Consider the following 26,553-nt stretch of genomic DNA (forward strand, 5'->3'; position numbering starts at 1 on the left):
ACCATGATGCTGATTGAATGCCCCAACTGCGGGCCGCGCAACGAAACCGAATTCGCCTACGGCGGCCAGGCCCATGTGGCCTACCCCGAGGACCCGAACGCCCTGAACGACAAGGAATGGTCCCGCTACCTGTTTTACCGCGAGAACCCCAAGGGGATCTTCGCCGAACGCTGGGTACACTCCGGCGGGTGCCGCAAATGGTTCAACGCCCTGCGCGACACCGCAACCTATGAATTCAAGGCCGTCTACCGGGCCGGGGAACCGCGTCCGGAACTGAACACCCAGGGAGGATCCCGATGAGCCAGCACAAGTCCTACCGGCTGCCGGCCGACCAGTCCCCGGCCGCCCGCATCGACCGAGGCGAAACGCTGGTCCTGAACGTCGACGGAAAGCAGCTGAACGCCTTCCGTGGCGACACCGTGGCTAGCGCCATGCTTGCCAACGGGCAGCGCTCTTGCGGCAATTCCATGTACCTGGATCGCCCGCGCGGCATCTTCTCGGCCGGCGTCGAGGAGCCGAACGCCTTGGTGACCGTGGCAGCGCGCCACGAGCAGGACATCAACGAGTCAATGCTCGCCGCCACGACTGTCCCGGTGACTGCCAACCTGAGCGCTACGCTGCTGCGTGGTCTGGGGGTGCTGGACCCGAGCACCGATCCGGCCTACTACGACCACGTGCACGTGCATACCGATGTGCTGGTGGTTGGCGCCGGACCGGCTGGGCTGGCCGCCGCCCGTGAGGCATCCCGCTCCGGGGCACGCGTGCTGCTGCTGGATGAGCGTGCCGAAGCCGGAGGCTCGCTGCGCGATGCCGCCGGCGAGCAGATCGACGGCCAGGACGCCGCCGCGTGGATCGACGCGACCGCCGCTGAACTGGCCTCGGCCGCGGAAACCACCCACCTGCAGCGCACCACCGTGCTCGGCTCCTATGACGCGAACTACGTGATCGCCGTGCAGCGTCGTACCGTGCACCTGGACGCGCCTTCCGGCGCCGGCATCTCGCGCGAACGCATCTGGCACATCCGAGCCAACCAGGTGGTGCTGGCCACCGGCGCCCACGAGCGCCCGATCGTATTCCAGAACAACGACCGCCCGGGCATCATGCTCGCCGGCGCCGTGCGCAGCTACCTGAACCGCTACGGCGTGCGCGCCGGAACGCAGATCGTCGTGGCCACCACCAACGACTCCGCCTACCCGCTGGTCGCGGACTTGGCCGCCAGCGGCGGCGTGGTCGCCGTCGTCGACGCCCGCACCACGGTCTCCGCCGCAGCGGCCGAGGCCGTCGGCGCAGGGGTCCGGGTGATCACTGGTTCCGTCGTCGCGGACACCGAGGCCAACGAGTCCGGCGAACTGTCCGCCGTGGTGGTCGCCGAACTGGGTGAGGACCGCGAACTGGGAGCGCCGCAGCGCTTCGAGGCCGACGTGCTGGCCGTGGCCGGCGGCTTCAACCCAGTGGTGCACCTGCACTCCCAGCGCCAGGGCAAGCTGGTGTGGGACACCTCCATCCACGCCTTCGTGCCGGACACGGCAGTGGCCAACCAGCACCTGGCCGGCGCGCTGACCGGCCTGTTCGACACCGCCAGCGCACTGTCCACCGGCGCCGCAACGGGCGCCGCGGCGGCCACCGCCGCGGGCTTCGAGCGCATCGCCCAGGTGCCGCAGGCGCTGGCCGTGCCGGCCGGGGAAACCCGTCCGGTCTGGCTGGTGCCCTCGCTGAACGGCGACCAGGCCGCGAACTACACCACCCACTTCGTGGACCTGCAGCGCGACCAGACCGTCTCCGACGTGCTGCGCGCCACCGGCGCCGGCCTGGAATCGGTGGAGCACATCAAGCGGTACACCTCGATTTCCACAGCCAACGACCAGGGCAAGACCTCGGGCGTCGCGGCCATCGGCGTGATCGCCGCGGTGCTGGGCATCGAGAACCCCGCCGAGATCGGCACCACCACCTTCCGCGCCCCGTACACCCCGGTATCCTTCGCCGCGCTGGCCGGCCGCACCCGTGGCCAGCTGCTGGACCCGGCGCGCATCACCCCGATGCACTCCTGGCACTTGGCTCATGGCGCGGCATTCGAGGACGTGGGCCAATGGAAGCGCGCCTGGTATTTCCCGCAGGACGGCGAGGACATGGACGCAGCGGTCTACCGCGAATGTAAAGCTGTGCGCGACTCGGTGGGCATGCTGGATGCTACGACCTTGGGCAAGATCGAGATCCGCGGCGCGGATGCAGCCGAGTTCCTGAACCGCATCTACACCAACGGCTACACCAAGCTGAAGGTCGGCATGGCCCGCTATGGCGTGATGTGCAAGGCCGACGGCATGGTCTTCGACGATGGCGTGACCCTGCGCCTGGCCGAGGACCGCTTCCTGATGCACACCACCACCGGCGGCGCCGCCGGAGTGCTGGACTGGCTGGAGGAATGGCTGCAGACCGAATGGCCTGAGCTGGACGTCACCTGCACGTCGGTCACCGAGCAGCTGGCCACCGTGGCAGTGGTCGGTCCGCGCTCGCGCGATGTGGTGGCCAAGCTGGCCAGCGGGCTGGACGTGTCCAACGAGGCGTTCAAGTTCATGTCCTTCCGGGACGTGACCCTGGATTCGGGCATCGAGGCGCGCATCAGCCGCATCTCCTTCTCCGGCGAACTGGCCTACGAGATCGCGATCCCGTCCTGGCATGGCCTGCGCGTCTGGGAAGACGTGTTCGCCGCCGGGCAGGAATTCAACATCACCCCGTATGGCACCGAAACCATGCACGTGCTGCGCGCCGAAAAGGGCTTCATCATCGTCGGGCAGGACACCGACGGCACGGTGACCCCGCAGGACGCCGGCATGGAATGGGTGGTTTCCAAGCTCAAGGACTTCGTGGGCAAGCGTTCCTTCTCGCGGGCCGACAACCTGCGCGAGGATCGCAAGCATCTGGTCTCCGTGCTGCCGGTGGACACTACGTTGCGACTGCCTGAAGGCGCTGCACTTGTCGGAGCGGAGGCACTGGCCGTTGACGGGATCACGCCGATGGACGGCTGGGTCACCAGCTCCTACAACTCGCCGGCGCTGGGCCGCACCTTCGGCCTGGCACTGATCAAGAACGGGCGCAGCCGCATCGGCGAAGTGCTCAAGACCCCGGTCAACGGCCAGCTGGTCGATGTCCTGGTATCCGATCTCGTACTTTTCGACCCGGAAGGGAGCCGTCGCGATGGCTAGCAACACCCTGATTGAATCCACCTCCCTGCGCCGTTCACCGGCCGAGCACCTGGCCGAGGCAATGGCCCAGGGCTCCACCGCCGGTGCGGTGGTGCTGCGGGAAATCGCCTTCGCCACCCAGGTCGGCGTGCGCGCCGTGCCCGGAAGCGCCGGACATGCCGCGCTGGCCGCGGCACTGGGCACCGGGCTGCCGCAGCAGGTTGGCGAGGTCGCCGGGGCCGCCGAGGGCACCGCGGTGCTCTGGCTGGGACCGGATGAGTTCCTGGCCATCGCCCCGGAGGGCTCCGGGCTGGCCGGCGAACTGGTCGCGGCGCTGGGCGGAGAGCCAGGCCAGGTCATCGACCTGTCGGCCAACCGCAGCGTGCTGGAACTGTCCGGACCGGCCGCACCGCTGGTGCTGCGCAAGAGCTGCCCGGCGGACCTGCACCCGCGCGCCTTCGGCGTCAACCGGGCGATCGCCACCACGCTGGCGAATATCCCGGTGCTGCTGTGGCGCACCGGCGAGCAGTCCTGGTACGTCCTGCCGCGCGTCTCCTTCACCGAGCACACCGTGCACTGGCTGATCGACGCGATGACGGAATTCGCCTCCCCGGCGGTCGCCTAGTCCGGCAAATTCCTCCATCCCGGGCCCCGGGCGGTTCGCGGGCCGGCGGCTTCCCCGGCACCTCCAGTGCCGGGAACCCGTCGGCCGGTGCCGACGTGGCCCAGCCGGGATGGACTGCGCCCCGCCGCCGATTCGGGAGGTCGGGCGGCGGAGCGTTGAGCGGGCCCTGCCCGGCGGGTTGATGGTTGCCGCCGGGCCTGGGGGCTTCACGGCGCAGCCCGCCGCGGCGGGAGTAGCCTGAAAACGCCACGGGCGAAGAAACCAAACCCGAACTTTTCGGCGGAGCGGGCCCCTCAGGGCGCGTTCCGCCCCAGACATCTGAATGGAAGTGGACCATGAGCGAGCAGGTTCGGCACGTCTTGACCCTCCAGTGCCCGGAGGGCATCGGCATCGTGCATGCGGTGACCGGATTTCTGGTCAGGCAGCAGCGCACCATCGTGGAGCTGAAGCAGTACGACGACATGAGCGCCGGACGGCTGTTCCTGCGCGTCGATTTCGCCGGGGACGGCGCCCCTGATTTGCTCGCTACGATGCGCAGCGAGTTCTCCGAGGTCGCCGAGCAGTTCGACATGGAATGGCAGCTGCGCGAGCGCGGCGAGAAGACCAAGGTGCTGATCATGGTCTCCAAGTTCGACCACTGCCTGCAGGACCTGCTCTTCCGCATGCACTCGGGGGACCTGCCCATCGAGGTGGTCGGGGTCGCCTCCAACCATCCCGACCACCGTTCCCTGGTGGAATGGTACGGGATCGGATTCCACCACATTCCGATCAGCAAGGACACCAAGCCTCAGGCCGAGGCGGCGCTGCTGCAGCTGATCGATGAGACCGGCGCCGAGCTGGTGGTGCTGGCCCGCTACATGCAGGTGCTTTCCGACCACCTGGCCACCGAACTGTCCGGCAAGACCATCAACATCCACCACTCGTTCCTGCCTTCCTTCAAGGGCGCCAAGCCCTACCACCAGGCGTGGGAACGCGGCGTGAAGACCGTCGGCGCCACCGCGCACTACGTGAACTCGGAACTCGACGAGGGCCCGATCATCGCCCAGCAGGTGGTGGAGGTGGACCACACCTACGGCCCGCAGGACCTGGTGGCCGCTGGCCGCGACTCGGAATGCAAGGCGCTGTCCAACGCGGTGCGCTGGCACTGCGAGGGGCGCGTGTTCCTCTACGGCAACCGCACCGTGGTGCTGCGCTAGCGTCCGGGTCGCAGGCGGCCAGCCATTGCCCGTAGGCTTAATGGCAAACCTCCACCCAAGCGAAGGACGGCTCATGGCCAGCAAGAAGCGTCAAGGCAAAAAGAACTCCGGCGCAGGAAACCCTGCCAAGGCGGCGCAGCGCGGCCGCAGCGTGCACAAGATCCAGGCCGAGCTGTCGGTTGACGCGCTGCGCGGCCAGTACGTCGCCTGGGTCGCCGCCCAGGTTCCCGCCTTTTCCCCGGCGGACGCCGCCCAGGCCGCGGAGATCCAGCTGGACGTCATCCGCACCATCGGCGGGGAATACGCCGAAACCGCGCGCAGCGCCAACCTGTTCGACCTTGACCCGGAGGTTTTCGGACAGGCCCTGGCCGACTTCCTGGTCAACCTGCCGGACAACGTGGCGCCGGAGCCGATCTTCTCCACCTGGCTGGACTTCTTCAGCTTCGCGGAAGACCGCGGGCTGTGGGAGGGCAGCGCGGAGAACCTCGAGGAAGTGCGCGAGATGCTGGAGGACGCCCTGGACGGCTTCGCGGAGGGCGACGCTGAAATCTGCGCCCTGCTGCGCGGCACCGAGCTGTTCGACGCGGTGAAGAACTTCGCCGTGGCCATCGGCGACGGAATCGACATCAGCGACTTCAGCGAATCCTCCAATGCCGCCCGGGCCAAGGTCTTCGCCGCCATGGGCATCGATCCGCAGGAAATCGACCCGGACGAGCCGGCCCCGCTGATGTTCAACTACATCTGGAACGCCGCGATGATGTCCGTGGCGGAAACGAACGAAAACAGCATCGTGCGCGATGAGGAGGCCTTCGCCGAATTCCTGGACGGCGAGGAAGCCGACAGCGCCCAGCTGCTGTTCGAAATGGCAGTGGCCTGCGTGCAGGCGCACCTGAATCCGACCATGGAGAGCAGCCTGCGCGACGAAGCCCACTACCTGGTGGTGCGCAACCTGCTGGTCACCGCCTCCACCGGCCGCGACGGCGACCTGGAGGGCCTGCGCCGCAACGTCGGCGCGAAGATCTACGACTCGGTGCTGCCCGAGGCCACCGAGGCCATGGCCTCGCTCGCGCGCTTCGGCCTGCTGCAGCGCGCCGGGGAGGCCTACAGCATCGACGAGCGCCTGGTCCCGGTGATCTCCGCCGGCATCAGCGAGGTGGAAGCCTTCTTCGAGGAAGCGGTCTAATCGTCGCCGCGTGAAAACGCGATCGCGATGAGCCGGCGCAGCACCGCCTCGTCGATTTCCTCCAGCTTCTTCACGTAGACGCAGCCTGCTCCTTCGGTGTACGTGCCGAGATCCGGGAGCAGCGCTGCGCCTTCGGGCAAGTCCTTGAGCCCGTAGATGGACAGCGCCGTTTTGCGTGGCGAGAACCCGGTTTTTGGCCAGATGCCGGTGGTGCGCGCGTTGACCGGGGAGACGTGCCGGTACTGCCCATAGCCCACGATCGACGGACCCCACATCACCGGGGACGCGCCGGTGACCTCGCCGAAGATCCGGGCCAGCGCCTCTCCGTCGAGGCGGCGCCGGGCCGGGGTCGCGGCGGCGAGGAAGTCCTCGACGCTGGCATCGGTGGGCTGGGTTTTGGCGGCGGTGGCCATGGAAGACTCCTTGGGTTAGCTTGGCTCGGCGGCCGGTGACGGCTCGGTGGACTGGAAGATTTCCGAGAGCTTGCGGTACTGGCCGGTGGTCATGGCCAGCAGCGCCACGAGGATCATGACCAGCCCGCCGACCAGGAAGATCAGCGCGATGCCGCGCGCCTGCCCCTGCCCGACCAGCCAGCCGAAGGCGGCGTCGCCCTCGGAACTCTTCATGAACGGGATGATCAGGTACTGCGCCAGCGGGGCGATCAGGAAAGCGGTGATCGGGGCCGCGGCGGCTTCCATCATCTGGGCGAAGCCGAACACCCGGCCCTGCCTCCGGAAGGGCACCACCTTCTGGATGACGGTCTGCTCGGCGGCTTCGCACGCCGGAATCAGGCACATGTACAGCCAGATGCCCACGATATACAGCCACACCCATTCGCGCAGCGTGAAGACCGCGCCCAGGAATCCCATGCACGCGACCAGGACCAGCAGCGTGCGGATCGGGTTCTTGCCTAGGCCGAATTTCGCGACCATCGCGCCGCCGACGATGAAGCCGGTCGACGCCAGGCCGAAGGTGATGCCCCAGGCCTCCACGGACATCACGGTCAGCCCGTAGGGATCCATCAGCGCCATGTAGATGCCGCCGATCAGGTTGTTGAACATCGAGAAGATGATCAGCGCCAGCAGCCCCGGGATGGCCATGACCGTGGTGAAGCCCAGCCGCAGGTTCGCGGTTTTCCCCGTGCCGGCGGCCGGATCGGCCTGCGGCATGTCCTCGGGGATGGAGATGGTGACCAGATGCAGCATGGTCAGCACCACCAGCGCGATGGAGATCACCAGCGTCCAGCCCATGCCCAGCAGGCCGATCGACAGCCCGGAGAACACGCTGGTGACAATGAACGCCAGCCCCTGCACGGTGCCCACCAGGCCGTTGGCGTTCGCGTGCCGTTCCACCGGGATCAGCAGGGTCACCGTGGTGGACAGCGCGATGCCGCGCATCTGCTCCACGATGGCGCCGAGCAGGATCACGATGCAGAACAGCCAGAATTCCCAGCCGCCGATGTTCAGGATCCGTTCGGTGGGCAGCCACAGGTACAGCAGCCCGGCCAGGGTGAACATCACCGCGGTGACGGCGGCGGAGAAGGCGAACACGGTCTTCTTGCGGTGCTGGTCCACGATGCTGCCGAACACCATGGAGAACATCGCGATCAGCAGCATGAAGGCGCCGCCGATGATGCCGGTGGCCATGACGTTCTCGGTTTCCAGATACACCCAGAAGGTCAGTGCGAACCACAGATAGCTCGTGGTCAGGTTGGCCACGGCGGTATTGATCAGGATATGCAGGAATGAGCGCATTCCATGCTCCGGAACCGGAGGGTTCGAATCATGAACATCGCTTCCCTGCGGGATCTCGCTCATGTCGATTCCTCGGGTCGGTGCGGCATTTGTCGGTAGTGAAAAGGATACGGACAGCTACCGACAGTGTCAGCAGGACAGCGGGGAAACCTGCCAAGCACCAAGGATGCTGCGGCTGGCGGTTCCCGCTCCTGGCCTCGGCGGCCGGGATTCCGCGGGGATTCCTGACGGTTGATCGAGCCGAAAAAATCATCTGCGCGCCCCCGGCGGCAGGACGTAGGATGGCGTCGGGGCACGACGCCGCCGAGTCCCGCCCGTGAATTTCCAGCAGCCACCCGAAGGAGCCAGCCAATGATTTTCGGAAAGAAGGGCGATGACGCGGTCCTCGCCAAGCTCGCCGCGTCCCCGGAACCGTACCGCGCGATTGCCGAGCGCCTGCACGCCATCATCCGGCAGACCGCCCCGGGCTGGAGCCCGTCCTCCGCTGGGGCCTGCCGTTCTACGTGAAGGACGATAAGGACATCTGCTACATCAAGCCGGACAAGGACTACCTGGTGTTCGGCTTCGGCGAGGTCGTGAACCCGGCGTTCGAGCAGGGCGCGCACATGCACCCGGTCGCCTGGACGATCACCGCGCTGGACGAGTCCACCGAACAGCGGATCCGCGAGCTGGTGGCCAAGGCGGCCGGCTAGCTCCGATCCCGATGACGGAAGCATCGGTGAACCTGCACAGGGTCCGCCGATGCTTTCCTTGCCTGCTGAAGGGTAGACCCGGAGCCTTCATCTCGCACGGGCTGCCGTGAATCCGCAGTTGCTTGGCTGGATCCCGCCCGCGCGCTAGGGTGTGAAATGTGACGCCGGACACCATGGCGCCGCTGCCTGCAATCCGCTGAAGACCCAGGGAGTACACGCATGAAGGCCTATGCCAAGGGCGAGAGTGAACCCGCGCTGCTCGAGAAGACCATCGGCGCGACGCTTCAGGACACGGCTTCCCGCTTCGGGGCGCGCGAGGCGCTCGTCGATGCCGCCGCCGGCCGGCGCTGGACCTGGTCCGAGCTGGACGCCGACGTCAACCGCCTGGCCAAGGGGCTGCTCGCCGCCGGGCTGGAAGCCGGGGACCGGCTGGGCATCTGGGCGCCGAACTGCGCGCAATGGGTGCTCGCCCAGTTCGCCACCGCCAAGCTCGGGGTCATCCTGGTCAACGTCAACCCGGCCTACCGCACCCACGAGTACGCCTACGCCGTGAACCACAGCCGGATGCGCATGCTCATCACGCTCACGCGGTTCAAGACCAGCGACTACCGCGGCATGGTGCAGGCCACCGCCGCCGACACCCCGAGCCTTCAACGCGTGGTCTACCTGGACACCGGCGACTGGGACGAGCTGCTGGCGCAGGGCGAGCCCGTCGCGGACCAGGCGCTGGCCGAGCGGCTGGCCGCCACCTCGCCCGGGGACGCGATCAACATCCAGTACACCTCCGGCACCACCGGTTACCCCAAGGGCGCGGTGCTCAGCCACCGCAACATCCTGAACAACGGCTACCAGGTCACCGGCATGATCAAACTGACCGAAGAGGACCGGTTGTGCATCCCGGTGCCGTTCTACCACTGCTTCGGCATGGTCATGGGCAACCTCGGCTGCGTGGCCCGCGGCACCACCATGGTCATCCCGGCGCCCGGCTTCGACGCGGAAGCCACCTTGCGGGTCGTGGCCGAGGAGCGCTGCACCGGGCTGTACGGGGTTCCCACCATGTTCATCGCGATGCAGAACCACCCGGATTTCGCCCGCTACGACCTTTCGCTGCTGCGCACCGGCATCATGGCCGGCTCCATCTGCCCGGTGGAGGTCATGCGCCGCTGCGTGGAAGACATGGGCATGAGCGCGGTGTCCATCGCCTACGGCATGACCGAAACCAGCCCGGTCTCCTGCCAAACCAGGGCGGATGACGACTTCGAGCACCGCACCGCCACCATCGGCCGCGTGCACCCGCACGTGGAGATCAAGGTCGTCGACCCGGCCACCGGCGCTACCCTGGAACGCGGGCAGACCGGCGAGTACTGCACCCGCGGCTACTCGGTGATGCTCGGCTACTGGGACGATCAGGAGAAAACCCGCGCGGCCATCGACGCCGAGGGCTGGATGCACACCGGGGATTTGGCGGTGATGCGCGAGGACGGCTACTGCACCATCGTCGGGCGCATCAAGGACATGGTGATCCGCGGAGGGGAGAACATCTACCCGGCGGAGATCGAGGAGTTCCTCTACAAGCATCCGGACATCGAGGACGTTTCGGTCATCGGGGTGCCGGACCCGAAATTCGGCGAGGTGATCTGCGCCTGCCTCCGGATGAAGGCCGGCCGCCAGCCGCTGGACGTCGAGGCGATCCGCGCCTACTGCGAAGGGCAGCTGGCGCACTACAAGATCCCCGCCTACGTGCGCATTCTGGAAGAGTTCCCGACCACCGTCACCGGCAAGATCCGCAAGAACCAGCTGCGCGAGGACGCCGCGGCGCAGCTGCATCTTTCCTAGGTGGGGAAAACCAGGGTTTGCCGGGGCGCCACCGGCGTTTCCCGGACGAATCCGCGGGCGATGGGATAGGTTTTAGCTGGGGTCCCACAGCTGATTATTTTTTCCTATTTCCGAAAGATAGATATGCATAAGCATTTCGGTCGCCTCGTGGGTATCGCCGTCATCGTCATCGTGGTGCTGGCAGCGCTGCTGCTGTGGTGGGTGCTGAGCGCCAGCGGGACGACGCCGCAGATGTGGCATCCGGTCCAGGTGCGGCTCGGCGGCCTCTGGTCCACGTTCTACAGCACCCAGCTGCCCGACCTGTCGATCCTCATCGGCGCGGTGCTCATCGCCCTGGCCCTCATCCTGTTCGTCGTCATCGGCGAACGCGTGGTCACCCTGCGCTACCGCCGCACCCCGATCCGGCAGTCCTCCCGGCCGCTGGCCCCCAAGCGCATCATGGACCGCACCCGCGGCGTGTACGCCGGGCCGGTTACCGTCACCGTGCTGATTCCCGCGCACAATGAGGAAGCCTCGCTGGGGCACACCATCAACGCGCTGAAGCGGCAGAGCTTCCTGCCCGCCCGGATCCTGGTGGTCGCCGACAACTGCACCGACGGCACAGTGGACGTCGCCCGAGCGCACGGCGTCGACGTGTTCGAATCCGTGGACAACACGCATAAGAAGGGCGGCGCGCTGAACCAGGCGCTGGCGCAGATCCTGCCCGGCATGGGCGAGAACGACTGCGTCATGGTCATGGACGCCGACAGCCAGATCGGCACCGACTTCCTGGCCACCGCCCGCGACCGCTTCACCGCCGACCGCGCGCTGATGTCCGTGGGCGGGCTGTTCCACGGCGAGGAAGGCCATGGGGTGCTGGGCCAGTTCCAGCGCAACGAATACGCCCGCTACCAGCGCGAAATCGCCCGCCGCGACGGACGCGTCTTCGTGCTCACCGGCACCGCCTCGGTCTTCCGCGCCACCGCGCTGCGCGAGGTGGCAGCCGCCCGCGGCACCACGATCCCGGGCCGGCACGGCGAGGTCTACGACACCGCCGCGCTGACCGAGGACAACGAGCTGACCATCGCGCTGAAATCCCTCGGCGCGCTGATCACCTCCCCGAACGAGTGCACCGTGGTCACCGAGCTGATGCCCAACTGGAAGATGCTCTGGGCGCAGCGCCTGCGCTGGCAGCGCGGCGCGCTGGAGAACCTGGGCGCCTACGGCGTCACCCCGCAGACCGTGCGCTACTGGTCGCAGCAGATCGGCATCGGCTACGGGGTCATCGCCCTGTTCAGCTACTTCTTCCTGATGGTGCTGATGCTCATCTCCATGGACACCTGGGTGTGGTTCCCGTTCTGGATGCTGCTCGGGCTGGTCTTCGCGGTGGAACGCGTGGTCACCGCCTGGGGCGGCGGCTGGAAGGCGCGGTTGCTGGCGGCGCTGGTGCTGCCCGAGCTGGTCTACGACGCATTCCTGGACCTGGCCTTCCTCAAGGGCGTCTGGGACATCGCATTTGCCAAGAGCGCCGACTGGAAGCACGTCGAGCACGTGCCGGCCCGAAAGGAAGCCTAGTCATGATTGAATTGGCGATTTATGTCCCGCGAGGCATACTGCTGCCCGAGTCGGTGCTCTACGCGCAGTGGTTCAGCGTGCTGGCATCGTTCGTCGCGATCAACACGGTGATTTACTTGATCCTGGGTATCACCAAGATCCTGCCGCCGATCCGCTTCGGCGGTTCCAAGGGGCGCGAGCGCCGTTCAGAAACCCGGAATATCGATCCCGACGCGCCGGTTTAACTCGTGCATGGCGCCGGCCAGCTCCTGCGCGGGCAGGCCCCGGCTGTAGTAGAAGCCCTGGGCGTAGCTGAAGCCCAGCTCGTCGACCAGATCCAGATGCTCCGGGGTCTCGATTCCCTCGGCCAGGGTCTTGGCCCCGGTTTCCCGAGCGGCTTCCAGCAGGTTGGCAACCATGCCGCGCACCTTCGCGGAGGAGCCGTAGTTGGTGATCATGCTGCGGTCCAGTTTCACGATGTCGGGATGCAGGCACTCGATGCGCTCGCGGTTCGCGTAGGCGACGCCCGCGTCGTCGATCAGCAGCAGGCAGCCGAGGGTGTCGGCGTACTGCCGGGCGCGGCCGGAGCTGCAAGGTTCGGATTCCTCGTTCAGCTCCAGCCCCCACACCAGCCGCGCATCCAGCTGCAGCGCGGCGGCGGCGAAGGCCTCGATGGTCGGTCCGGAGGCGTTGAGCGTGACAAGGTAGCCGTCGGGCAGCTCCCGGCTGGCCTCCAGGATTCCCCGGATGGCTTCCAGTTCCAGGTCGATGAGCCGGCCCTCGGCACGGGCCTGGCTGAAATGCTCCTGCGGGCCGCGGCCGTCGTCGAATCGGGTCAGAGCCTCGAAACCCAGTAGAGTCTTGTTTCGAAGGTCAATGAGGGGCTGGAAAACGAACTTCACTTTTTGCCTAACGAGTGAGGGACCGTGAGTTGCGCCTGGCCAAGGTCAGCCGGAGCACACGCCCGATGCAGATCTTACAGTGCCGACCCCGCCGATGCGGCGTGTTGGGAAGCAAAATGCAGACAATGGGGTGACGACGCTTGGGAAATCAGGTAGACCGCCGAGGCCGGTCAGGTACTTCCTGGCGCTCCAGGCTGCTTCCTGCCCGGGTGCGCAGCATTTCCAACATGGAGATCGCAGTCACCGGAATGGTTGCCTGCTTCCTGACCGTCTTCTACGGCCTGAACCTGTTCAACACCTTCGCCTCCGAGGCGCTGCAACTGGTGGCCTTCGGGCGCTTCGCCGGGGCGGTAGCCGTAGTGGCGCTGATCGTGGTCCTGCGCGACGCATTCCCGCTGTGGATCGCGTATGCCGGCGCCTTGGTGGAGCTGACGGCGTTCGTCTATTTCGTGGGATTCACCGTCAACCACGAGCAGATCGTCTTCAGGCTCCAGGAATTCCCGCTGATCGCCCTGTACCTGGCGTGGGTTTTCCCGCCGAAGATCTCGCGGGCCACCATCTACCCGGTGCTGGTTTTCACCATCTGGTATTCGATGCTCTTCAGCCCCGCGGTCGGCACCGAACACCAGAATGGGCTGCTCAACGTCCTGAGCCTGGTGTTCTTCACCGTCGTGGGCATGTTCGTCGGCAGCTACGTGAAGCGGAAATTCACGCAGCAAACCGAGCTGGACGTGCTCACCGGAGCGCACAATCGCCGGGCCCTGGGCCGCTACGGCGACGCCGCGCTGGTGCAGGCGCGCAAGCAGAACCAGCCGGTCAGCGTCGCCCTGGTCGACATGGACGGATTCAAGCAGATCAACGACCAATTGGGCCATGCAGCGGGCGATGAGGCGCTGCGCGGCCTGGTCCGCCATCTGAAGAAATCGGTGCGCAAGGGCGATCTGGTGACCCGGCTGGGCGGCGATGAATTCGTGCTCATCCTTCCCGGCGCCGGGTTCGACCAGGCCCAGCAGCTCATGGAGCGCATCCACGCCTCCTCCGAGCACCGGTGGAGCTTCGGAGTGGCCGCCGCGACCCCTGAGGACAACCTGAGCATGCTGATCCTGCGTGCGGACCGCGCCATGTACATCTCCAAGCGCGAGCGGACTGGGCGGCGCGACTAATCCAGGTGGCCGCTGAGCCGGTCGCGGAACCGGGCGCTGGGCTCGTTCAGCCCGCGGATCTCGACGTGCTTGCCGTAGCCGGCGTACTTGTCGCTCACCGAATCCAGCGCCGCCACGGTCGAGGCGTCCCATACGTGCGATGCGCCCAGGTCGATCACGATCCGCTCCGGGTCCTGCGCGTAGCTGAACTGCGTGTACAGGTCGTTGGAGGAGGCGAAGAACAGCTCGCCGGTGACCGTGTACACCGCGGTTCCCTCATCCACGCTGCGCTCGACCGTCACGAAATGCGCCACCCGGTTGGCGAACAGCACCATCGCGGTGAGGATGCCGGCGCCCACGCCGATGGCCAGGTTGCCGGTGGCTACGGTCAGCGCCACGGTGATGAGCATGACGAAGGTTTCGCTCTTGGGCATCATCCGCAACGTGGAGGGCCGGATGCTGTGCCAGTTGAACGTCGCCGCGGAGACCACCACCATCACGGCGACCAGCGCGGCCATGGGGATCTGCGCGACCACGTCGCCGAACACCACCGCCAGCAACAGCATGAACACCCCGGCGAACAGCGTGGAAATCCGGGTGCGCCCGCCGGAGACCTTCACTCCGATCATGGTCTGGCCGATCATCGCGCAGCCGCAGATCCCGCCGAAGAAGCCGGTCACCACGTTGGCGGCGCCCTGCGCCCAGGACTCGCGGGTCTTGTTCGACGGCGTATCGGTGATGTCGTCGACCAGTTTCGCGGTCAGCAGCGATTCCAGCAGGCCGACGAACGCCACCGCCACCGCGAACGGCGCGATGATCCGCAGCGTATTCAGGTCCAGCGGAACCGTCGGCAGGGTGAAGACCGGCAGCGACTCGGGCAGTTCGCCTTTCTCGCCCACCGTGGGCACCGCGATCTTCGCGAGCACGGTCACCGCGGTGAGCACCGCAATGGCGACCAGGGGGGCCGGAACCGCAGTGGTCAGCTTCGGGAACAGGTATACGATCGCGATCCCGGCGGCCACCAGCGGATACACGGCCCACGGCACATCGACCAGCTCGGGCATCTGCGCCAGGAAGATCGAGATGGCCAGGCCGTTCACGAAACCGATCATCACCTGCCGCGGAATGAACCGCAGCAGCTTGGCCACACCCAGCGCGGCCAGCAGGATCTGGATGATTCCGGCCAGGATCACGGCCGGGAAGAGGTACTCCACCCCGTGCGTCCGCACCAGCGGAGCGACCACCAAGGCCACCGCTCCGGCCGCCGCGGTAATCATCGCCGGCCGCCCGCCGGTGAAGGCGATGACCACCGACATGGTGAACGATGCGAAGATGCCGACCCGCGGATCCACCCCGGCGATGACGGTGAAGGCGATGACCTCGGGAATCAGCGCCAGCGAGACCACCAGCCCGGCCAGCAGCTCGGTTTTCAGCAGCCTGACAGACTTCAGGGTGCGCCACACCGACTGCCGCTCTAGTGGGGTCAATGCCGCCGTTCCCATGGTGGACCTGTTCTTTGGCTCGCCGAATTCCGTACCTATGCATCCTAGCTGCCCGGCAGGTTCCAGCACGGCGGTGGGCTGTTAGATTACTGTCATGGCCACATCGAAGGATCCCACAGACCGCACCATCAATATCTGCGAAACCGCGGGGAAGCAACGGTACCGCAATAACGCGATCGCGCTCAAGGCCGCGTTGAGGCACTCCAAGGTGGCTGGCAAGCAGCTGGGCACCTACGCGTGCGAACACTGCAAGGGCTGGCATATCGAAGGCTAGGGCGGTTAAAGAAAAGTTCCCGTTGGGAGGAAATCCAACGGGAACTTCACGATCATCACTCGCACCTTTATGAGGTACTTCAATTCTAGGAACGCACCCTGTGCCCGAGCTTTGGAATTCCGAGCTGCAAGCTAAGCATTTCGGCGGTATCGGCACGCCGGTCGACGACTTAAATTCGAAGCCCCCACCGAAATCATTTCGTTGGGGGCTTCTCGATCATCACTCGCACCTTTTGAGGTACTTTCACTGTATTGCCGGTTCCTATGTCGGAACTGAGCGCCATCTGGAGAATGCCGACACGTTGGACGGGTACGGCGCCGGAGGGTCTTAAAAATACTGGCTCCGTTGCCGTGCGCAACGGAGCCAGACTTACATCATCACTCGCACCTTGAGGAAGGTAAGTTCCACTTTAGGGAGCAAGGCTATGCCCCGGCTTTGCCCGAGCCCGGCGTGGGCAAAGAGTCTTCGCCGGCCGTGTACTCCGGGCCGGACGTGAAAACTCCCGCCGGCCGAAGCCGACGGGAGTTTACGATCATCACTCGCACCTCAAGGAGGTGTCTACGACATTACCTCGCGACTCTGTGCAGAAGCTTGGCTCAACCTCCACGAAGCCAAAAGACGCGAGGTCAGATGGTGGGTAGACTACCAATTATGGCGCAGAAGGAAACCGGAAAACTCACCCACGCGGTGGCGCTGCGTGTTGTCCAGACCATCGCGCCGCGCATCGACCACCCGCTGAACATCATGGACGAGCGAGGGATTATCATCGCGTCCTCCGACCCGAAGCGTTTGGGCAACCCGCATCCGGACGCGCTCAGGGCGTTGGAGGAGAACCGCACGGTCTTCACCGCCCAAGCCGATCCGGTGTCCGGGCAGCAGCCGGGTGTCAACGTGCCCCTCTATGCAGGCGGCATCGTGCAGAGTGTCGTGGGGGTAACCGGGACGCCGCAAGAGGTTGCGTCGCTGGCCCAACTGATTTCGCTGACCGTGCAGCTGCTGCTCACCCAGCAGGAAGAACATGTTCGCAGCACTGTGCGCGCTACCCAGATCAGCGACATGCTCTCCGGTCTCGTGTCAGGGTCCGCGACCGACAAGGCCTTGGCTGGGCAGCTCAAGCAGCTTGGCTTTACCGCGCCATGGTCGCTGAGCCTGCTGCTCGACGAGGACGATCCCGAACCGCACGAAGCTGCCTTGAAGATCAACAGTGCCCGGTGGGTTTTGTCCTCCGGCCCAATCGAAGTTCCGGCTGCTGCACGAGCGATCCTCGGGCTGCCTCGAACGCAGCCCGGCGACCTGCTGGTCGACGCCGAGAACCTGCGGACCTTAGGCGCGGTGCCTGCACTGGTTCCAGCTGCCGGACTCCGCGAGCTCTGGAACGAGGACATGGCGCTGTCCGCGGCCAGGGCGCCGGAATCACACTGCCGGTCGCTGGCCCGGCGCACGGCCCAGATCAGCGAAGACCATGCGCTCACTCTGCTGGCGCTGGCCGCCAGTGCGACGCAGACCGAAGCCATCGCGCGGCTCACGGTCCACCGCAATACGTTGATCCAGCGTATGGACCGGATCAAGCAGGTCACCGGCAGTGATCCGCGGGTTCCCGGCGAGCTGCTGGCCCTGCTCAACTCCATCTACGCCCGGGCCCGACTGGGCGAAATGCACATATTCTAGAGTCCAAACCGGTTGGAATATGGGCTTGTGCCTATAGGACTTATGGAGGAATCTCCATAGGATCAATATATGACCACAACACCGAACTCTCCGCCGGCCGCTGGGCTCCAAATCGCAGTGGTACCCGATTCCTTCAAGGGCAGTGCTCGCGCCAGCGAGGTCGCCGAGGCCATCAGCGCCGGATTTCTCGCCGGCGCCGCCAGCATGGACCGCGAAATCTCAGTGACCGCCGTGCCCTTCGCCGACGGCGGCGAGGGAACCTTGGAAGCGCTGATTGATGCCTGGGGCACCGACGCGATGCCGGTGCAAACCACCGACGCCTTAGGCCGGCCGGTGCAATCGCGGCTGGGGCTGTCTGCCGACGGGAAGGTCGCTGTAGTCGAAGCAGCCGAAGCCGCCGGCCTGCCGCAGGTCGCGGATGTGCCGCGCCAGCCGCTGACGGCGACTACCTACGGGCTCGGAGCCCTGGTATCCAAGGCGCTGGATCTCGGAGCCGAGCAGATCATCCTCTGCCTGGGCGGCTCCGCCACCACCGACGGCGGCACCGGTTTGCTGTCCGCCTTGGGGGCCAAGTTCCTGGACGCAGGCGGCAACCAGCTGCAGCCGGGCGGCGGCCCGCTGAACGACCTGCACAGCATCGATGCAAGCGGGCTGGACCCGCGTGCCGCCGGCGTCGTGTGGCAAATCGCCTGCGACGTCACCAATCCGCTATTGGGCGAGAACGGCGCCGCCGAGATCTTCGGGCCACAGAAGGGCGCTTCCCTAAAGGACGTCGCAACCCTCGATGCCGGGCTAGGCCGGCTGGCCGATGTGCTGGAAGCTGCCACAGGGCGGGTGCTGCGCGAGCAGGAAGGCATGGGTGCCGCCGGCGGCCTGGCCTTCAGCCTGGGCAGCTACTTCCAAGTCGATCTGGTTCCCGGGTGGGAACTGGTCGCCCGGGTGCTGGACGCCCACCGCATCATGGGCGGCGCGGATCTGGTGATCACGGGCGAGGGACGGCTGGACTTCCAGTCCCTGCAGGGCAAGGTAGTCTCCGGGGTACTGCAGGCCGCAGGGGGAGATGTCATCGTGATCGCCGGCTCGGTCAGCTTGGAGGACCAGATTTTGGCCGAGGCCGGAATCCTCGCGGCCTACTCGATCGCCCCTGGCCCGGCGAGCCTGGCCGAGCTGTCTGCCGACACCCTCGCGCTGCTGGAACGCACCGCCTTCAGCGTCGCGCGCACCTATCTGCATGGTCAGACGGCGGAGTAGCTGTCCTCTGAGAGAAGCGCAGGCTCCAGCTCCTTGTCCCGAAGGTACTTCAAGGCGCGCTCTACTGCCTCGATTTTCCGCTTCAGCTCCTTGAGTGCCGGGGAACCTTCGTCCGAGAACTCGTCGAGCCGCTCGCTTTCACGACGCACCGCTCGCTCGATGTCGGTGAATGTCGACCACGCGGTCGGGTCCGGGTCGAGATGCTGGCGTTCCCTCAGAATTTCGGCCGCCAGCCTGCGCTCGACGACCGCCTCGAAGGCTTCTGCTGATGTTCCGGGGCTGGCAAGGCCGTAGGCAACGCCTCCTCCGCCTGCGGTGACCAGGGTGCCTGCAGTTAACAGGCCGCCAATCATGCCGCCGGGGCCAAATGATGCCAAGGCGCTGGTGATCACAGCTGCGCCGACGAGACCCGGTGCGGCGGCCAGTGCCAGACCGCCGGTGGCCAGAAGGATGGCTGCGGCTCCAGCTCCTAGCGCTCCCCATTTGATCCAATTGATTCCGCGCCCACCGCCCAACGTTTCCTGAGCGGTCTTCGCGGCAGCGAAGACATCGGCGCCGAATTGGCTGGTCAGTCCCATCTCGGCGGTGAGATCCCGTAACGCTACTTGGAGCTTTTCTTTGGGAACCGAAATTTCGAAAGGTTTGATGATGTTCTCGGCGGCCAAGACCGTCAGCAGCACCACTGCTTCGTCCTTGGAGAAATGGCGGCTTGGCATTGGCTCGGGGGCCAATGCCTGCGGATCGGAAAGGTCAAAGGCCAACCGGGCAATGGCGGCAGGCATCGGCCGGTTTTCATCGTGGTTTCGTTTCCTGATGGCTTCGACCGCTGTGGCCTGAACATTCCGAAGCGCTCCCGCATAGCGGTCGAGCAGGTCGCCCGAAAGCTTCTTGTCGCCTGCCAGCTGATCCTTGATCAGGTAGGCGTAGCGCAACGCCAGCAGGGTGAGCTGCTCGGGGTAGTCCAACGGAATATCAAAGCCGGTCTCGCTCAGAACGATTTCCCTGGACAACGACCCGAACATTGCGTAGCCGATGGCGCTGGCCACGGCATCATCGCCGAGGTATCCCGTCGCGTAATGCGCTGAATGCGGGAGCACAGCGGTGTGCGTCCGGAAATCGATGATCCATGGGAACACCGAGGTGAGACCGCGATGCGCGGATACCGGATCGTTCGCGTTCCAGAAGTTCACCCACCATGACAGGTTCGTCGGAGGCTCTTTCAAGGTCTTTCGCAGGTCGTCGACATTGAATTTGCCGCTGGCCAGAGGGCTTCCGAGGGTCACCATGCCGACAACCTCGACCGCAGCTGGTAGGCGGCGGACCAAATCGGCGGCTATCACGGAGCCGAGGCTGTGGCCCACGAGCACCACCTGGCCCGACGTCGGCACCTGATCCAGGATGCGCTGCAGGACGTTAGCTCGGATCGCCGGATTGTGCAGGTAGTTGTCGGCCTGTTTAAAGAACGGGAACCCGACCGTGGCGTTGACCAGGGTGTCGCCTAACCACGTGCCTTTGCCGGCGTTGTGGCGTCCGAGGTGGAACTCGACGGATCCCATCCGGCGTTCGAACTCCCGGCGGTTTGTCCGCGCGGCATCTCGCGAGGGCTGCTTGATCGTCAGCGGCGGTACCGGCACGCTGTCATCCAGGCCTTTCAGCGCGTGAGCGAATTTGGGGGCCAACACCTGTTCCAGGTCCAATTCCGGATATCCCAGGCGGAGCAGGGAGTCATTGAGATGGGCGCGCCACTTGTCGTTCGGATCGCCGTCGCCAACACCATGCAAGAACAGCAAAACCGGTTTCTTCGACAAGACAACTCCATCTCCAGTCGACCGCACGGTCGATGAGGGACATATGACAACGTTTTCCTGCCATCATATCGGGCGGCTCGGACAATCCGCCGCCGCGCTGACGCTGCTGGAGCGCACGGCCTTCAGCATCGCGCGCACCTATCTGAACTGAGGCCCCGCTGGCGCTTTGCGCCAAACCCTTGCCAGCCGGACCCGCCGATGCCTAGCGTGGGAGGCAGCGCGGCAAACCGCCGCACACCCCGTCGGCGAAAGGGCCAGCATGGCAACCGTGAAAGTGGCAGCAGAGAACACCACCGACATCGAGCTGTACTACGAGGACCACGGTTCCGGGCAGCCGGTGGTGCTGATCCACGGCTATCCGCTGGACGGATCCTCCTGGGAACTGCAGACCGCGGCGCTGCTCGGTGCCGGCTACCGGGTCATCACCTACGACCGTCGGGGCTTTGGCAAGAGCTCCAAAACCACCACGGGTTATGACTACGACACCTTCGCCGCCGACCTGAACACGCTGCTGGAAACGCTCGACGTGCAGGACGCCGTGCTGGTGGGCTTTTCCATGGGCACCGGCGAGGTGGCGCGCTACCTGTCCACCTACGGTTCCGGGCGCATCGCCAAGGCCGCGTTCCTGGGGTCGCTGGAGCCGTTCATCCTACAGACCGCGGACAACCCCGAGGGTGTGCCGCAGGAGGTCTTCGACCCGATGCTGGAGGCGGTGAAGAAGGACCGCTATGCGTTCTTCACCAGCTTCTTCCAGAACTTCTTCAACACCGAGACGTTCCTGGGCAGCCGGCTGAGCGAGGAGGCGCTGGCCGCGAACAAGGCGCTGGCCTACGCGGCCTCGCCCTACGCCTCGGTCGCCGCCCAGCTGACCTGGGTCACCGACTTCCGCGAAGACATCCCGAAGATCGACGTGCCCGCGCTGATCGTGCACGGCACCGCCGACCGGATCCTGCCCGTGGACGTCACCGGACGGCGCTTCGCCGCGGCGCTGCCGGCCGCCGAGTACCACGAGGTCGAGGGCGCGCCGCACGGGCTGCTGTGGACCCATGCCAAGGAGGTCAACGACCTGCTGCTGGGCTTCCTCTCCCGCTAGCCGGCTCCGAATTCGGCGGCCGCCACGAGCTCTACGAGCGCAACTACTCGGGCAACCACGAGAACGTGCGCATCGAGATGCTGATGCACGCCAAGCAGTCCGGCGCCGTCGGCCTGATGAACGGCATGGTCGAACAGTGCATGGGCGAATACAACCTGGATGGCTGGACCGTTCCGGACCTGTTCAACAGCGACGACGTCAACGCCTTCATGAAGCGCGGGCGCTGATTCGCTGAACCCGTCGAAACCTCCGGATGGCCCCGCCGCCCGGAGGTTTCGCCATGCCCGGCACGCCGCGTCCCGCAGGCGTCATGCGGCGACATGTTCGGCGCTCCGGCCCGCCGCGCGCCGGCCGAATATGACTCCGTCTTGCGGTGCGTTCCGCCGCGTGACGGCGCGGTTCCCGACCGCTCCGGGGGCGTGCTTGAATCGGTGCATCCAAGCGGCCGAGAGACCTGGCTCCGCGACGCCGCCGCAAACCTGCACTTCCGCAGGCAGTGCTACCGCCAGGTTCGATGGAGCCCGGGAACCCCGGAATCCCTCGGAACACGATGTCCAAGGAGCCCGATCATGACCGTCACCGCACTGCCCCGCGTCCCCTACGCCGGCACCGCCAGCGAGACCGAACTGGAGCACTGGCGCGGCATCGCCCGCCAGGTCGCCGGCACCCTGGCCGCCGACGCGCTGGCCCGCGACCGCGCCAACGCGCAGCCCTTCGCCGAGGTGCGGCTCTTGCGCGAGGCCGGGCTGCTGGACCTGCTGGCTCCCGCCGAATTCGGCGGTGCCGGAGGGCACTTCGAGACGGCCTTCGAGGTCATTCGCATCCTGGCCGCCGCCGACGGGTCGATCTCCCAGCTGCTGGCCTACCACTACATCAACCAGTCTTCCATCGCGTTCTACGCCCCGGCCGAGGCGCAGGCCGCCTGGTGGCGGCGCACCGTGGAGGAACGCTGGCTGTGGGGCGACTCGGTCAACCCGGTGGACCCGGCCCTCGTGCTGACCCGCGAGGGCGCCGGCTACCGGCTGAACGGCACCAAGCGCTTCTCCACCGGATCCGGGGTGGGCGAGGTGATCGTCGTGAACGCCCAGGTCGAAGGCACCGGCGAGCTGCTGGCCTTCGTGGTGCCGCGCGATGCGCAGGGGCTGGAGATCGTCGACGACTGGGACTACCTGGGCCAGCGGCTGAGCGCGTCGAACTCGCTGGTGTACCGCAACGTGCGCATCGAGCCGGCCGACGTGCTGGGCCCGGTCACCGACGAGCCGGTCTCCACCCTGCTCACCCCGGGCATCCAGCTGGCCTTCGCCAACTTCTACGTGGGCATCGCGCAGGGCGCGCTGGAACGCGGCAAGCAGATCCTGCTGGGGCGCAAGAACGCCTGGTTCCTCTCAGCTGCGGAAACCTACTCGCAGGATCCGGTGTTCCAGCGCACCGTGGGCGAGCTGAAGGCCCGCACCGCCGCCGTCGCCGCCCTGGCCGAGAAGCTGGGCCGCAGGTTCGATGCGCTGCTCTCGCTGGCCGGCGCGGTCACCCAGCCGCAGCGCGCCGAACTGGCCGTGGCGATCGCGGAGCTGAAGGTCGTGGCCACCGAGGCCGGCGTGGAGGTCGCCAACCGCATCTTCGAGGTCACCGGTTCCTCCTCCACCCAGAGCGGCGTCGGCCTGGACCTGTTCTGGCGCAACGTGCGCACGCACTCGCTGCACGACCCGGTGGACTACAAGAAGATCGAGGTCGGCGCGTACTTCCTGCGCGGCGAATCGCAGCCGCTGTCGCTGTACACCTAGACATTCCACCGCCTGAAAGGACCGCACCATGACCGCACTTGCCACCCGCACCCGCCTGGCAGAACTCACCGCCCGCTTCGCCCCGCACTTCGAGAAGATCGCGGCCGGCGCCGCCGAGCGCGACCGCACCGGCGCCCTGCCCTACCAGGAGGTCGCCGGCCTGGCCGCCGCCGGCTTCGGCGCGATCCGCGTGCCCGTCTCCCACGGCGGGGCCGGCGCCACCCTGCCCGAGCTGTTCGAGCTGCTCACCGAGCTGGCCGCGGCCGACTCCAACATCGCCCAGGCGCTGCGCGCGCACTTCGCCTTCGTGGAGGACCGCCTGGTCGCCGCGCCGGGCCCCGGCCGCGACACCTGGCTGGCCCGCTTCGCCGCCGGCGAGCTGGTCGGCAACTCCTGGACCGAGGTCGGCGCCGTGAAGGTGGGCGAGGTGATCACCAAGGTCAGCCCGGACGGGGCCGGGGGCTTCAGCATCACCGGCGCCAAGTACTACTCCACCGGCTCGATCTTCGCCGACTGGCTGGACACCTACGCCGAACGCACCGACACCAAAACCCGCGTCATCGCCGCCGTCCGGCGCCACCAGCCGGGTGTGGCCCTGGCCGAGGACTGGGACGGCTTCGGCCAGCGCACCACCGGAACCGGCACCTCCACGTTCACCGGCGCGGCCGTGGAAGAGCTGATCGAGTTCGACACCCGCTTCAAGTACCAGACCGCGTTCTACCAGCAGGTGCTGCTGGCGGTGCTCGCCGGTTCCGCCCGGGCCGCCGAGCGCGAATTCGCCGCGCAGCTGGCGGCCCGCAAGCGCACCTTCAGCCACGCCGCGGCCAATCTCGCGGGGCAGGATCCGCAGCTGCTGCAGGTCATCGGCGAGGTCTCCGCCGCCGCCTTCGCCGCGGCGGCTACCGTCGAGCGCGTCTCCCACGCGCTGCAGGGCGCCTACGAGTCGGCGATCGCGCTGCACTCCGGCGGCAGCGCGGAGGCCGACGAGGCCGCCAACGACGCGGCCGAGCTCGCCTCCGCCCAGGGGCAGGTGGTGCTGACCCCGCTGGTGCTCACCGCGCTCACCCACGCTTTCGACGCGCTCGCCGCCTCCGCCACCAGCGTGTCCAAGAACCTGGACCGCCATTGGCGCAACGCCCGCACCGCCGGCAACCACAACCCGTGGGTGTTCAAGGCGCGGCTGATCGGCGACCTCGCGGTCAACGGCACGCAGCTGCCCCGCGTCTGGGCGATCGGCGCCTCGAAGTAATCCACAATCCGCAGCTGCGGCGGTCCGCCCCCTCGGCGCCCGCCGCAGGCTGGGGACATGGAGCACACCACAAGCACCGAAGCGGTCGGGAAACTGGCCGAGGCCCGCAGCCTCATCGCCGCGGCCTGGGCGGAGGCGGCCGACGCGGACCTCCCCGCCGGCCACGCCGCCTACTTCGCGCTGCTTGTCGAACAGCTGGGCCAGGAGTTCGCCCGCGCCCAGCTCTTCGCCGCGGACCTGCTGCGCCGCACCGGCGCCCACCAGCTGGACGCCGACTCCTTCCAGGCCATCGCCGACGCCGGCGAGCAGCCCAGCGCCGAGGACCTCGCCCGCGCCGCCGGGCGCACCACCATGGGCCGCACGCCCTACAAGAACACCGCCGGGCTACTGCACAACTGGCTGGGCATCCCGCTGGGCACCGCCCGCGACCGGCTGGCCCAGGCCGACTGCCTCATCGCCCAGGTCACCACCGCCGGCCACCGCGCGCAGCCGCTGCTGCCTGAGCTGGCGGCCGAATTCACCGCCCCGCGCTCCGACCCGCGCCTGGTGCTTTCCGCCTCCCGCCTGATCCACGGCGCCCAGAAAGACTTCGGCCCCGGCCCCGCCGGGGAGCGGGCCCGCGCCGGCATCCAAGCCGAGGCCGTCGAGCTGATCCGCGAACAGCCCGCAACCGCCCGCAAGCACGTCGCCGACCTGATTCACCAGCTCAAATCCGGCAAGCGGCCGCTGGGTGCGTTGCTCTCGGAGATCGGCCTGTTCAAGCTGGGCCGCCGCAAGGGGCTGGAAAACTACCTGCTGCGCCTGCTGCCCTCGCAGGCCGAGGTCCTCGACGCGCACCTGCGCAAGGTGGACAACCCCAAAACCGAGGCCGGCAACCGCGAGGACCTCCACCGCCAGGCCGCCGAGGATCTCGCCGCCGAAAACGGCGACCCGGACGGCTGGGACAACTCCGAGACCATGCCCGACTGGGCGCAGGACCCGGAAGCCGCCGCTGCCGAGGCGGAGGACCCGGACCATGAAGACCCGGGTCATGAAGACCCGGGCCCCGACGACCCCGATGCCGCCGAATCCACGCAGTCGCAGCCGGAACCCGGCGGAGAAGCTGCCGGGGATGAACCGCCGGCGGCCTCCGCGGCCGCCGAGCTGCTGGTCCCGTTCGAGGATATGCGTCCCGAACTTCGCCACCTGATGGGCCTGCTCGCGACGCTCAAATCCACCGGTACCGGAAAGCGCCAAGGTGCCGCCGCCGAGGTCGGCATCATCATCGACTACGACAAGATGCTCGAAGCGGGGCAGGACTTCGCGGTGACCATCACGGGCAAGCCGATTTCCGCCGGCGAGGCGAGGGCGGCGCTCTGCAATGCAGGCATCTACCCGGTGGTCCTGAACGGGCGCGACAGAATCCTCAATCTCGGCCGGTCGCAGCGGCTGTTTTCCAAGAGCCAGGCCAAGGCCCTGCGCATCGCCCGACGCGGCTGCGCCTTCCCGGGCTGCACCATGCCCGCGGAGCGCTGCGAGCTCGACCATCTGGACGCGTGGGAAAAGGGCGGCCGGACGGACATCGACCTTGGCGACCTCTACTGCACGGTGCACCACATCGGGCGCCACTGCGGGTTGTTCCACGCAGTCAAGGTCGAAGGCAGCAGACCCATGGTGCTGTTGCCCAAGAGCGTGGACCCCGAACAGCGCCTCCACCTCAACACGCACTTCCTCACGCCTGCCGAGTCGAAACGCGCCCTCGCCTGGGCTGCCGAAGCAACCCAGCTCTGGAAGGCCGGCAAGTTGAAGGTGACCATCGCCGAGGCCTGATCGCACCCGCGCGAGCGCAACCGCGAGCCGGAAAATCGCCGGGTCCAAACGTTGTTTTCGGGCGTACAGTGAAAGG

Annotated in this window: 24 protein-coding genes; 19 read left to right on the plus strand and 5 right to left on the minus strand. The window is 66.9% G+C overall.

Going from position 1 to position 26,553, the window contains the following annotated elements; genetic code table 11:
- Positions 1-3: 3 nt before the first annotated feature.
- The 5 genes from IEY43_RS08090 to IEY43_RS08110 all read left to right on the plus strand — a co-directional run bounded on the left by IEY43_RS08090 (position 4) and on the right by IEY43_RS08110 (position 6,183).
- Positions 4-300 carry a sarcosine oxidase subunit delta gene (locus IEY43_RS08090; RefSeq protein ID WP_188948087.1) on the plus strand — a complete coding sequence of 99 codons (297 nt, stop codon included), beginning with the start codon at positions 4-6 and terminating at the stop codon, positions 298-300.
- Complete coding sequence (locus tag IEY43_RS08095; RefSeq protein ID WP_188948088.1) at positions 297-3,200, plus strand: sarcosine oxidase subunit alpha family protein; 2,904 nt, start codon at positions 297-299, stop codon at positions 3,198-3,200. Before IEY43_RS08090 ends, IEY43_RS08095 begins: the two co-directional genes overlap by 4 nt.
- Positions 3,193-3,804, plus strand: coding sequence for a sarcosine oxidase subunit gamma family protein (gene soxG, locus IEY43_RS08100; RefSeq protein WP_188948089.1), 612 nt, complete (start codon positions 3,193-3,195; stop codon positions 3,802-3,804). Before IEY43_RS08095 ends, soxG begins: the two co-directional genes overlap by 8 nt.
- Positions 3,805-4,139: 335 nt before the next feature.
- Positions 4,140-5,000 carry a formyltetrahydrofolate deformylase gene (gene purU / locus IEY43_RS08105; RefSeq protein ID WP_161449544.1) on the plus strand — a complete coding sequence of 287 codons (861 nt, stop codon included), beginning with the start codon at positions 4,140-4,142 and terminating at the stop codon, positions 4,998-5,000.
- Between the two features lie 73 nt (positions 5,001-5,073).
- Positions 5,074-6,183, plus strand: coding sequence for a hypothetical protein (locus IEY43_RS08110; protein ID WP_188948090.1), 1,110 nt, complete (start codon positions 5,074-5,076; stop codon positions 6,181-6,183).
- Here the strand turns inward: IEY43_RS08110 and IEY43_RS08115 are convergent.
- Both IEY43_RS08115 and IEY43_RS08120 read right to left on the minus strand, forming a co-directional pair.
- Complete coding sequence (locus tag IEY43_RS08115; protein WP_188948091.1) at positions 6,180-6,596, minus strand: DUF1801 domain-containing protein; 417 nt, start codon at positions 6,594-6,596, stop codon at positions 6,180-6,182. The genes IEY43_RS08110 and IEY43_RS08115 overlap by 4 nt on opposite strands.
- Positions 6,597-6,611: 15 nt before the next feature.
- Complete coding sequence (locus tag IEY43_RS08120) at positions 6,612-8,000, minus strand: MFS transporter (protein ID WP_374189858.1); 1,389 nt, start codon at positions 7,998-8,000, stop codon at positions 6,612-6,614.
- Positions 8,001-8,288: 288 nt separating this feature from the next.
- Here IEY43_RS08120 and IEY43_RS18150 point away from each other — a divergent pair, with 288 nt between their 5' ends.
- From IEY43_RS18150 to IEY43_RS08140, 5 genes are all read left to right on the plus strand, one after another.
- Positions 8,289-8,444: a hypothetical protein gene (locus IEY43_RS18150; RefSeq protein WP_209550350.1), complete on the plus strand. Its 156-nt coding sequence runs from the start codon at positions 8,289-8,291 to the stop codon at positions 8,442-8,444.
- Positions 8,441-8,629 carry a hypothetical protein gene (locus IEY43_RS18155; protein ID WP_209550349.1) on the plus strand — a complete coding sequence of 63 codons (189 nt, stop codon included), beginning with the start codon at positions 8,441-8,443 and terminating at the stop codon, positions 8,627-8,629. The genes IEY43_RS18150 and IEY43_RS18155 overlap by 4 nt, the downstream gene beginning before the upstream one ends.
- Positions 8,630-8,848: 219 nt before the next feature.
- Positions 8,849-10,465 (plus strand): AMP-binding protein, encoded by a 1,617-nt coding sequence (locus IEY43_RS08130; protein ID WP_188948092.1) that lies wholly within the window; start codon positions 8,849-8,851, stop codon positions 10,463-10,465.
- Between the two features lie 123 nt (positions 10,466-10,588).
- Positions 10,589-12,019, plus strand: coding sequence for a glycosyltransferase family 2 protein (locus IEY43_RS08135; RefSeq protein WP_188948093.1), 1,431 nt, complete (start codon positions 10,589-10,591; stop codon positions 12,017-12,019).
- Positions 12,020-12,021: 2 nt separating this feature from the next.
- Positions 12,022-12,243 carry a hypothetical protein gene (locus tag IEY43_RS08140; RefSeq protein WP_229777322.1) on the plus strand — a complete coding sequence of 74 codons (222 nt, stop codon included), beginning with the start codon at positions 12,022-12,024 and terminating at the stop codon, positions 12,241-12,243.
- Here the strand turns inward: IEY43_RS08140 and IEY43_RS08145 are convergent.
- A complete protein-coding gene (locus IEY43_RS08145) occupies positions 12,205-12,900 on the minus strand; it encodes an EAL domain-containing protein (protein ID WP_188948094.1) in 696 nt (231 codons plus the stop codon). The two genes, IEY43_RS08140 and IEY43_RS08145, sit on opposite strands and share 39 nt — an antisense overlap.
- A 227-nt stretch (positions 12,901-13,127) precedes the next feature.
- On the opposite strand from IEY43_RS08145, the gene IEY43_RS08150 reads away from it, so the two are divergent.
- Positions 13,128-14,063 (plus strand): GGDEF domain-containing protein, encoded by a 936-nt coding sequence (locus tag IEY43_RS08150; RefSeq protein ID WP_188948095.1) that lies wholly within the window; start codon positions 13,128-13,130, stop codon positions 14,061-14,063.
- Here the strand turns inward: IEY43_RS08150 and IEY43_RS08155 are convergent.
- A complete protein-coding gene (locus IEY43_RS08155) occupies positions 14,060-15,544 on the minus strand; it encodes a SulP family inorganic anion transporter (RefSeq protein ID WP_188948096.1) in 1,485 nt (494 codons plus the stop codon). The genes IEY43_RS08150 and IEY43_RS08155 overlap by 4 nt on opposite strands.
- A 94-nt stretch (positions 15,545-15,638) precedes the next feature.
- Between IEY43_RS08155 and IEY43_RS08160 the strand changes: the two genes are divergently transcribed.
- The 3 genes from IEY43_RS08160 to IEY43_RS08170 all read left to right on the plus strand — a co-directional run bounded on the left by IEY43_RS08160 (position 15,639) and on the right by IEY43_RS08170 (position 18,737).
- Positions 15,639-15,818 (plus strand): hypothetical protein, encoded by a 180-nt coding sequence (locus IEY43_RS08160; protein WP_161449556.1) that lies wholly within the window; start codon positions 15,639-15,641, stop codon positions 15,816-15,818.
- 651 nt (positions 15,819-16,469) lie between these two features.
- Positions 16,470-17,486, plus strand: a complete 1,017-nt coding sequence (locus tag IEY43_RS08165; RefSeq protein ID WP_188948097.1) for a sugar diacid recognition domain-containing protein — start codon at positions 16,470-16,472, stop codon at positions 17,484-17,486.
- 69 nt (positions 17,487-17,555) lie between these two features.
- Complete coding sequence (locus tag IEY43_RS08170) at positions 17,556-18,737, plus strand: glycerate kinase (protein ID WP_188948098.1); 1,182 nt, start codon at positions 17,556-17,558, stop codon at positions 18,735-18,737.
- Here IEY43_RS08170 and IEY43_RS08175 read toward each other — a convergent pair.
- Positions 18,722-20,545, minus strand: coding sequence for an alpha/beta hydrolase family protein (locus tag IEY43_RS08175; RefSeq protein WP_188948099.1), 1,824 nt, complete (start codon positions 20,543-20,545; stop codon positions 18,722-18,724). The genes IEY43_RS08170 and IEY43_RS08175 overlap by 16 nt on opposite strands.
- A gap of 259 nt (positions 20,546-20,804) precedes the next feature.
- Between IEY43_RS08175 and IEY43_RS08180 the strand changes: the two genes are divergently transcribed.
- From IEY43_RS08180 to IEY43_RS08200, 5 genes are all read left to right on the plus strand, one after another.
- Positions 20,805-21,638, plus strand: coding sequence for an alpha/beta fold hydrolase (locus IEY43_RS08180; RefSeq protein ID WP_188948100.1), 834 nt, complete (start codon positions 20,805-20,807; stop codon positions 21,636-21,638).
- Positions 21,584-21,865 carry a 4-hydroxyphenylacetate 3-hydroxylase C-terminal domain-containing protein gene (locus IEY43_RS08185; protein ID WP_209550348.1) on the plus strand — a complete coding sequence of 94 codons (282 nt, stop codon included), beginning with the start codon at positions 21,584-21,586 and terminating at the stop codon, positions 21,863-21,865. Before IEY43_RS08180 ends, IEY43_RS08185 begins: the two co-directional genes overlap by 55 nt.
- A gap of 342 nt (positions 21,866-22,207) precedes the next feature.
- Positions 22,208-23,419 (plus strand): acyl-CoA dehydrogenase family protein, encoded by a 1,212-nt coding sequence (locus IEY43_RS08190; RefSeq protein ID WP_188948101.1) that lies wholly within the window; start codon positions 22,208-22,210, stop codon positions 23,417-23,419.
- 28 nt (positions 23,420-23,447) lie between these two features.
- Positions 23,448-24,668 (plus strand): acyl-CoA dehydrogenase family protein, encoded by a 1,221-nt coding sequence (locus IEY43_RS08195; protein ID WP_188948102.1) that lies wholly within the window; start codon positions 23,448-23,450, stop codon positions 24,666-24,668.
- Positions 24,669-24,725: 57 nt separating this feature from the next.
- Positions 24,726-26,477, plus strand: a complete 1,752-nt coding sequence (locus IEY43_RS08200) for an HNH endonuclease signature motif containing protein (RefSeq protein WP_188948103.1) — start codon at positions 24,726-24,728, stop codon at positions 26,475-26,477.
- The last annotated feature ends 76 nt before the right edge of the window (positions 26,478-26,553 follow it).

The sequence above is a fragment of the Glutamicibacter protophormiae genome (assembly GCF_014647495.1).
GTDB lineage: Bacteria > Actinomycetota > Actinomycetes > Actinomycetales > Micrococcaceae > Glutamicibacter > Glutamicibacter protophormiae.

Coding starts and splice junctions, on each gene's coding strand:
- IEY43_RS08090 (WP_188948087.1), top strand. CDS start 4: ATGATGCTGATTGAATGCCCCAACTGCGGGCCGCGCAACGAAACCGAA.
- IEY43_RS08095 (WP_188948088.1), top strand. CDS start 297: ATGAGCCAGCACAAGTCCTACCGGCTGCCGGCCGACCAGTCCCCGGCC.
- soxG (WP_188948089.1), top strand. CDS start 3,193: ATGGCTAGCAACACCCTGATTGAATCCACCTCCCTGCGCCGTTCACCG.
- purU (WP_161449544.1), top strand. CDS start 4,140: ATGAGCGAGCAGGTTCGGCACGTCTTGACCCTCCAGTGCCCGGAGGGC.
- IEY43_RS08110 (WP_188948090.1), top strand. CDS start 5,074: ATGGCCAGCAAGAAGCGTCAAGGCAAAAAGAACTCCGGCGCAGGAAAC.
- IEY43_RS08115 (WP_188948091.1), bottom strand. CDS start 6,596: ATGGCCACCGCCGCCAAAACCCAGCCCACCGATGCCAGCGTCGAGGAC.
- IEY43_RS08120 (WP_374189858.1), bottom strand. CDS start 8,000: ATGAGCGAGATCCCGCAGGGAAGCGATGTTCATGATTCGAACCCTCCG.
- IEY43_RS18150 (WP_209550350.1), top strand. CDS start 8,289: ATGATTTTCGGAAAGAAGGGCGATGACGCGGTCCTCGCCAAGCTCGCC.
- IEY43_RS08130 (WP_188948092.1), top strand. CDS start 8,849: ATGAAGGCCTATGCCAAGGGCGAGAGTGAACCCGCGCTGCTCGAGAAG.
- IEY43_RS08135 (WP_188948093.1), top strand. CDS start 10,589: ATGCATAAGCATTTCGGTCGCCTCGTGGGTATCGCCGTCATCGTCATC.
- IEY43_RS08140 (WP_229777322.1), top strand. CDS start 12,022: ATGATTGAATTGGCGATTTATGTCCCGCGAGGCATACTGCTGCCCGAG.
- IEY43_RS08150 (WP_188948095.1), top strand. CDS start 13,128: ATGGAGATCGCAGTCACCGGAATGGTTGCCTGCTTCCTGACCGTCTTC.
- IEY43_RS08155 (WP_188948096.1), bottom strand. CDS start 15,544: ATGGGAACGGCGGCATTGACCCCACTAGAGCGGCAGTCGGTGTGGCGC.
- IEY43_RS08160 (WP_161449556.1), top strand. CDS start 15,639: ATGGCCACATCGAAGGATCCCACAGACCGCACCATCAATATCTGCGAA.
- IEY43_RS08165 (WP_188948097.1), top strand. CDS start 16,470: ATGGCGCAGAAGGAAACCGGAAAACTCACCCACGCGGTGGCGCTGCGT.
- IEY43_RS08170 (WP_188948098.1), top strand. CDS start 17,556: ATGACCACAACACCGAACTCTCCGCCGGCCGCTGGGCTCCAAATCGCA.
- IEY43_RS08180 (WP_188948100.1), top strand. CDS start 20,805: ATGGCAACCGTGAAAGTGGCAGCAGAGAACACCACCGACATCGAGCTG.
- IEY43_RS08190 (WP_188948101.1), top strand. CDS start 22,208: ATGACCGTCACCGCACTGCCCCGCGTCCCCTACGCCGGCACCGCCAGC.
- IEY43_RS08195 (WP_188948102.1), top strand. CDS start 23,448: ATGACCGCACTTGCCACCCGCACCCGCCTGGCAGAACTCACCGCCCGC.
- IEY43_RS08200 (WP_188948103.1), top strand. CDS start 24,726: ATGGAGCACACCACAAGCACCGAAGCGGTCGGGAAACTGGCCGAGGCC.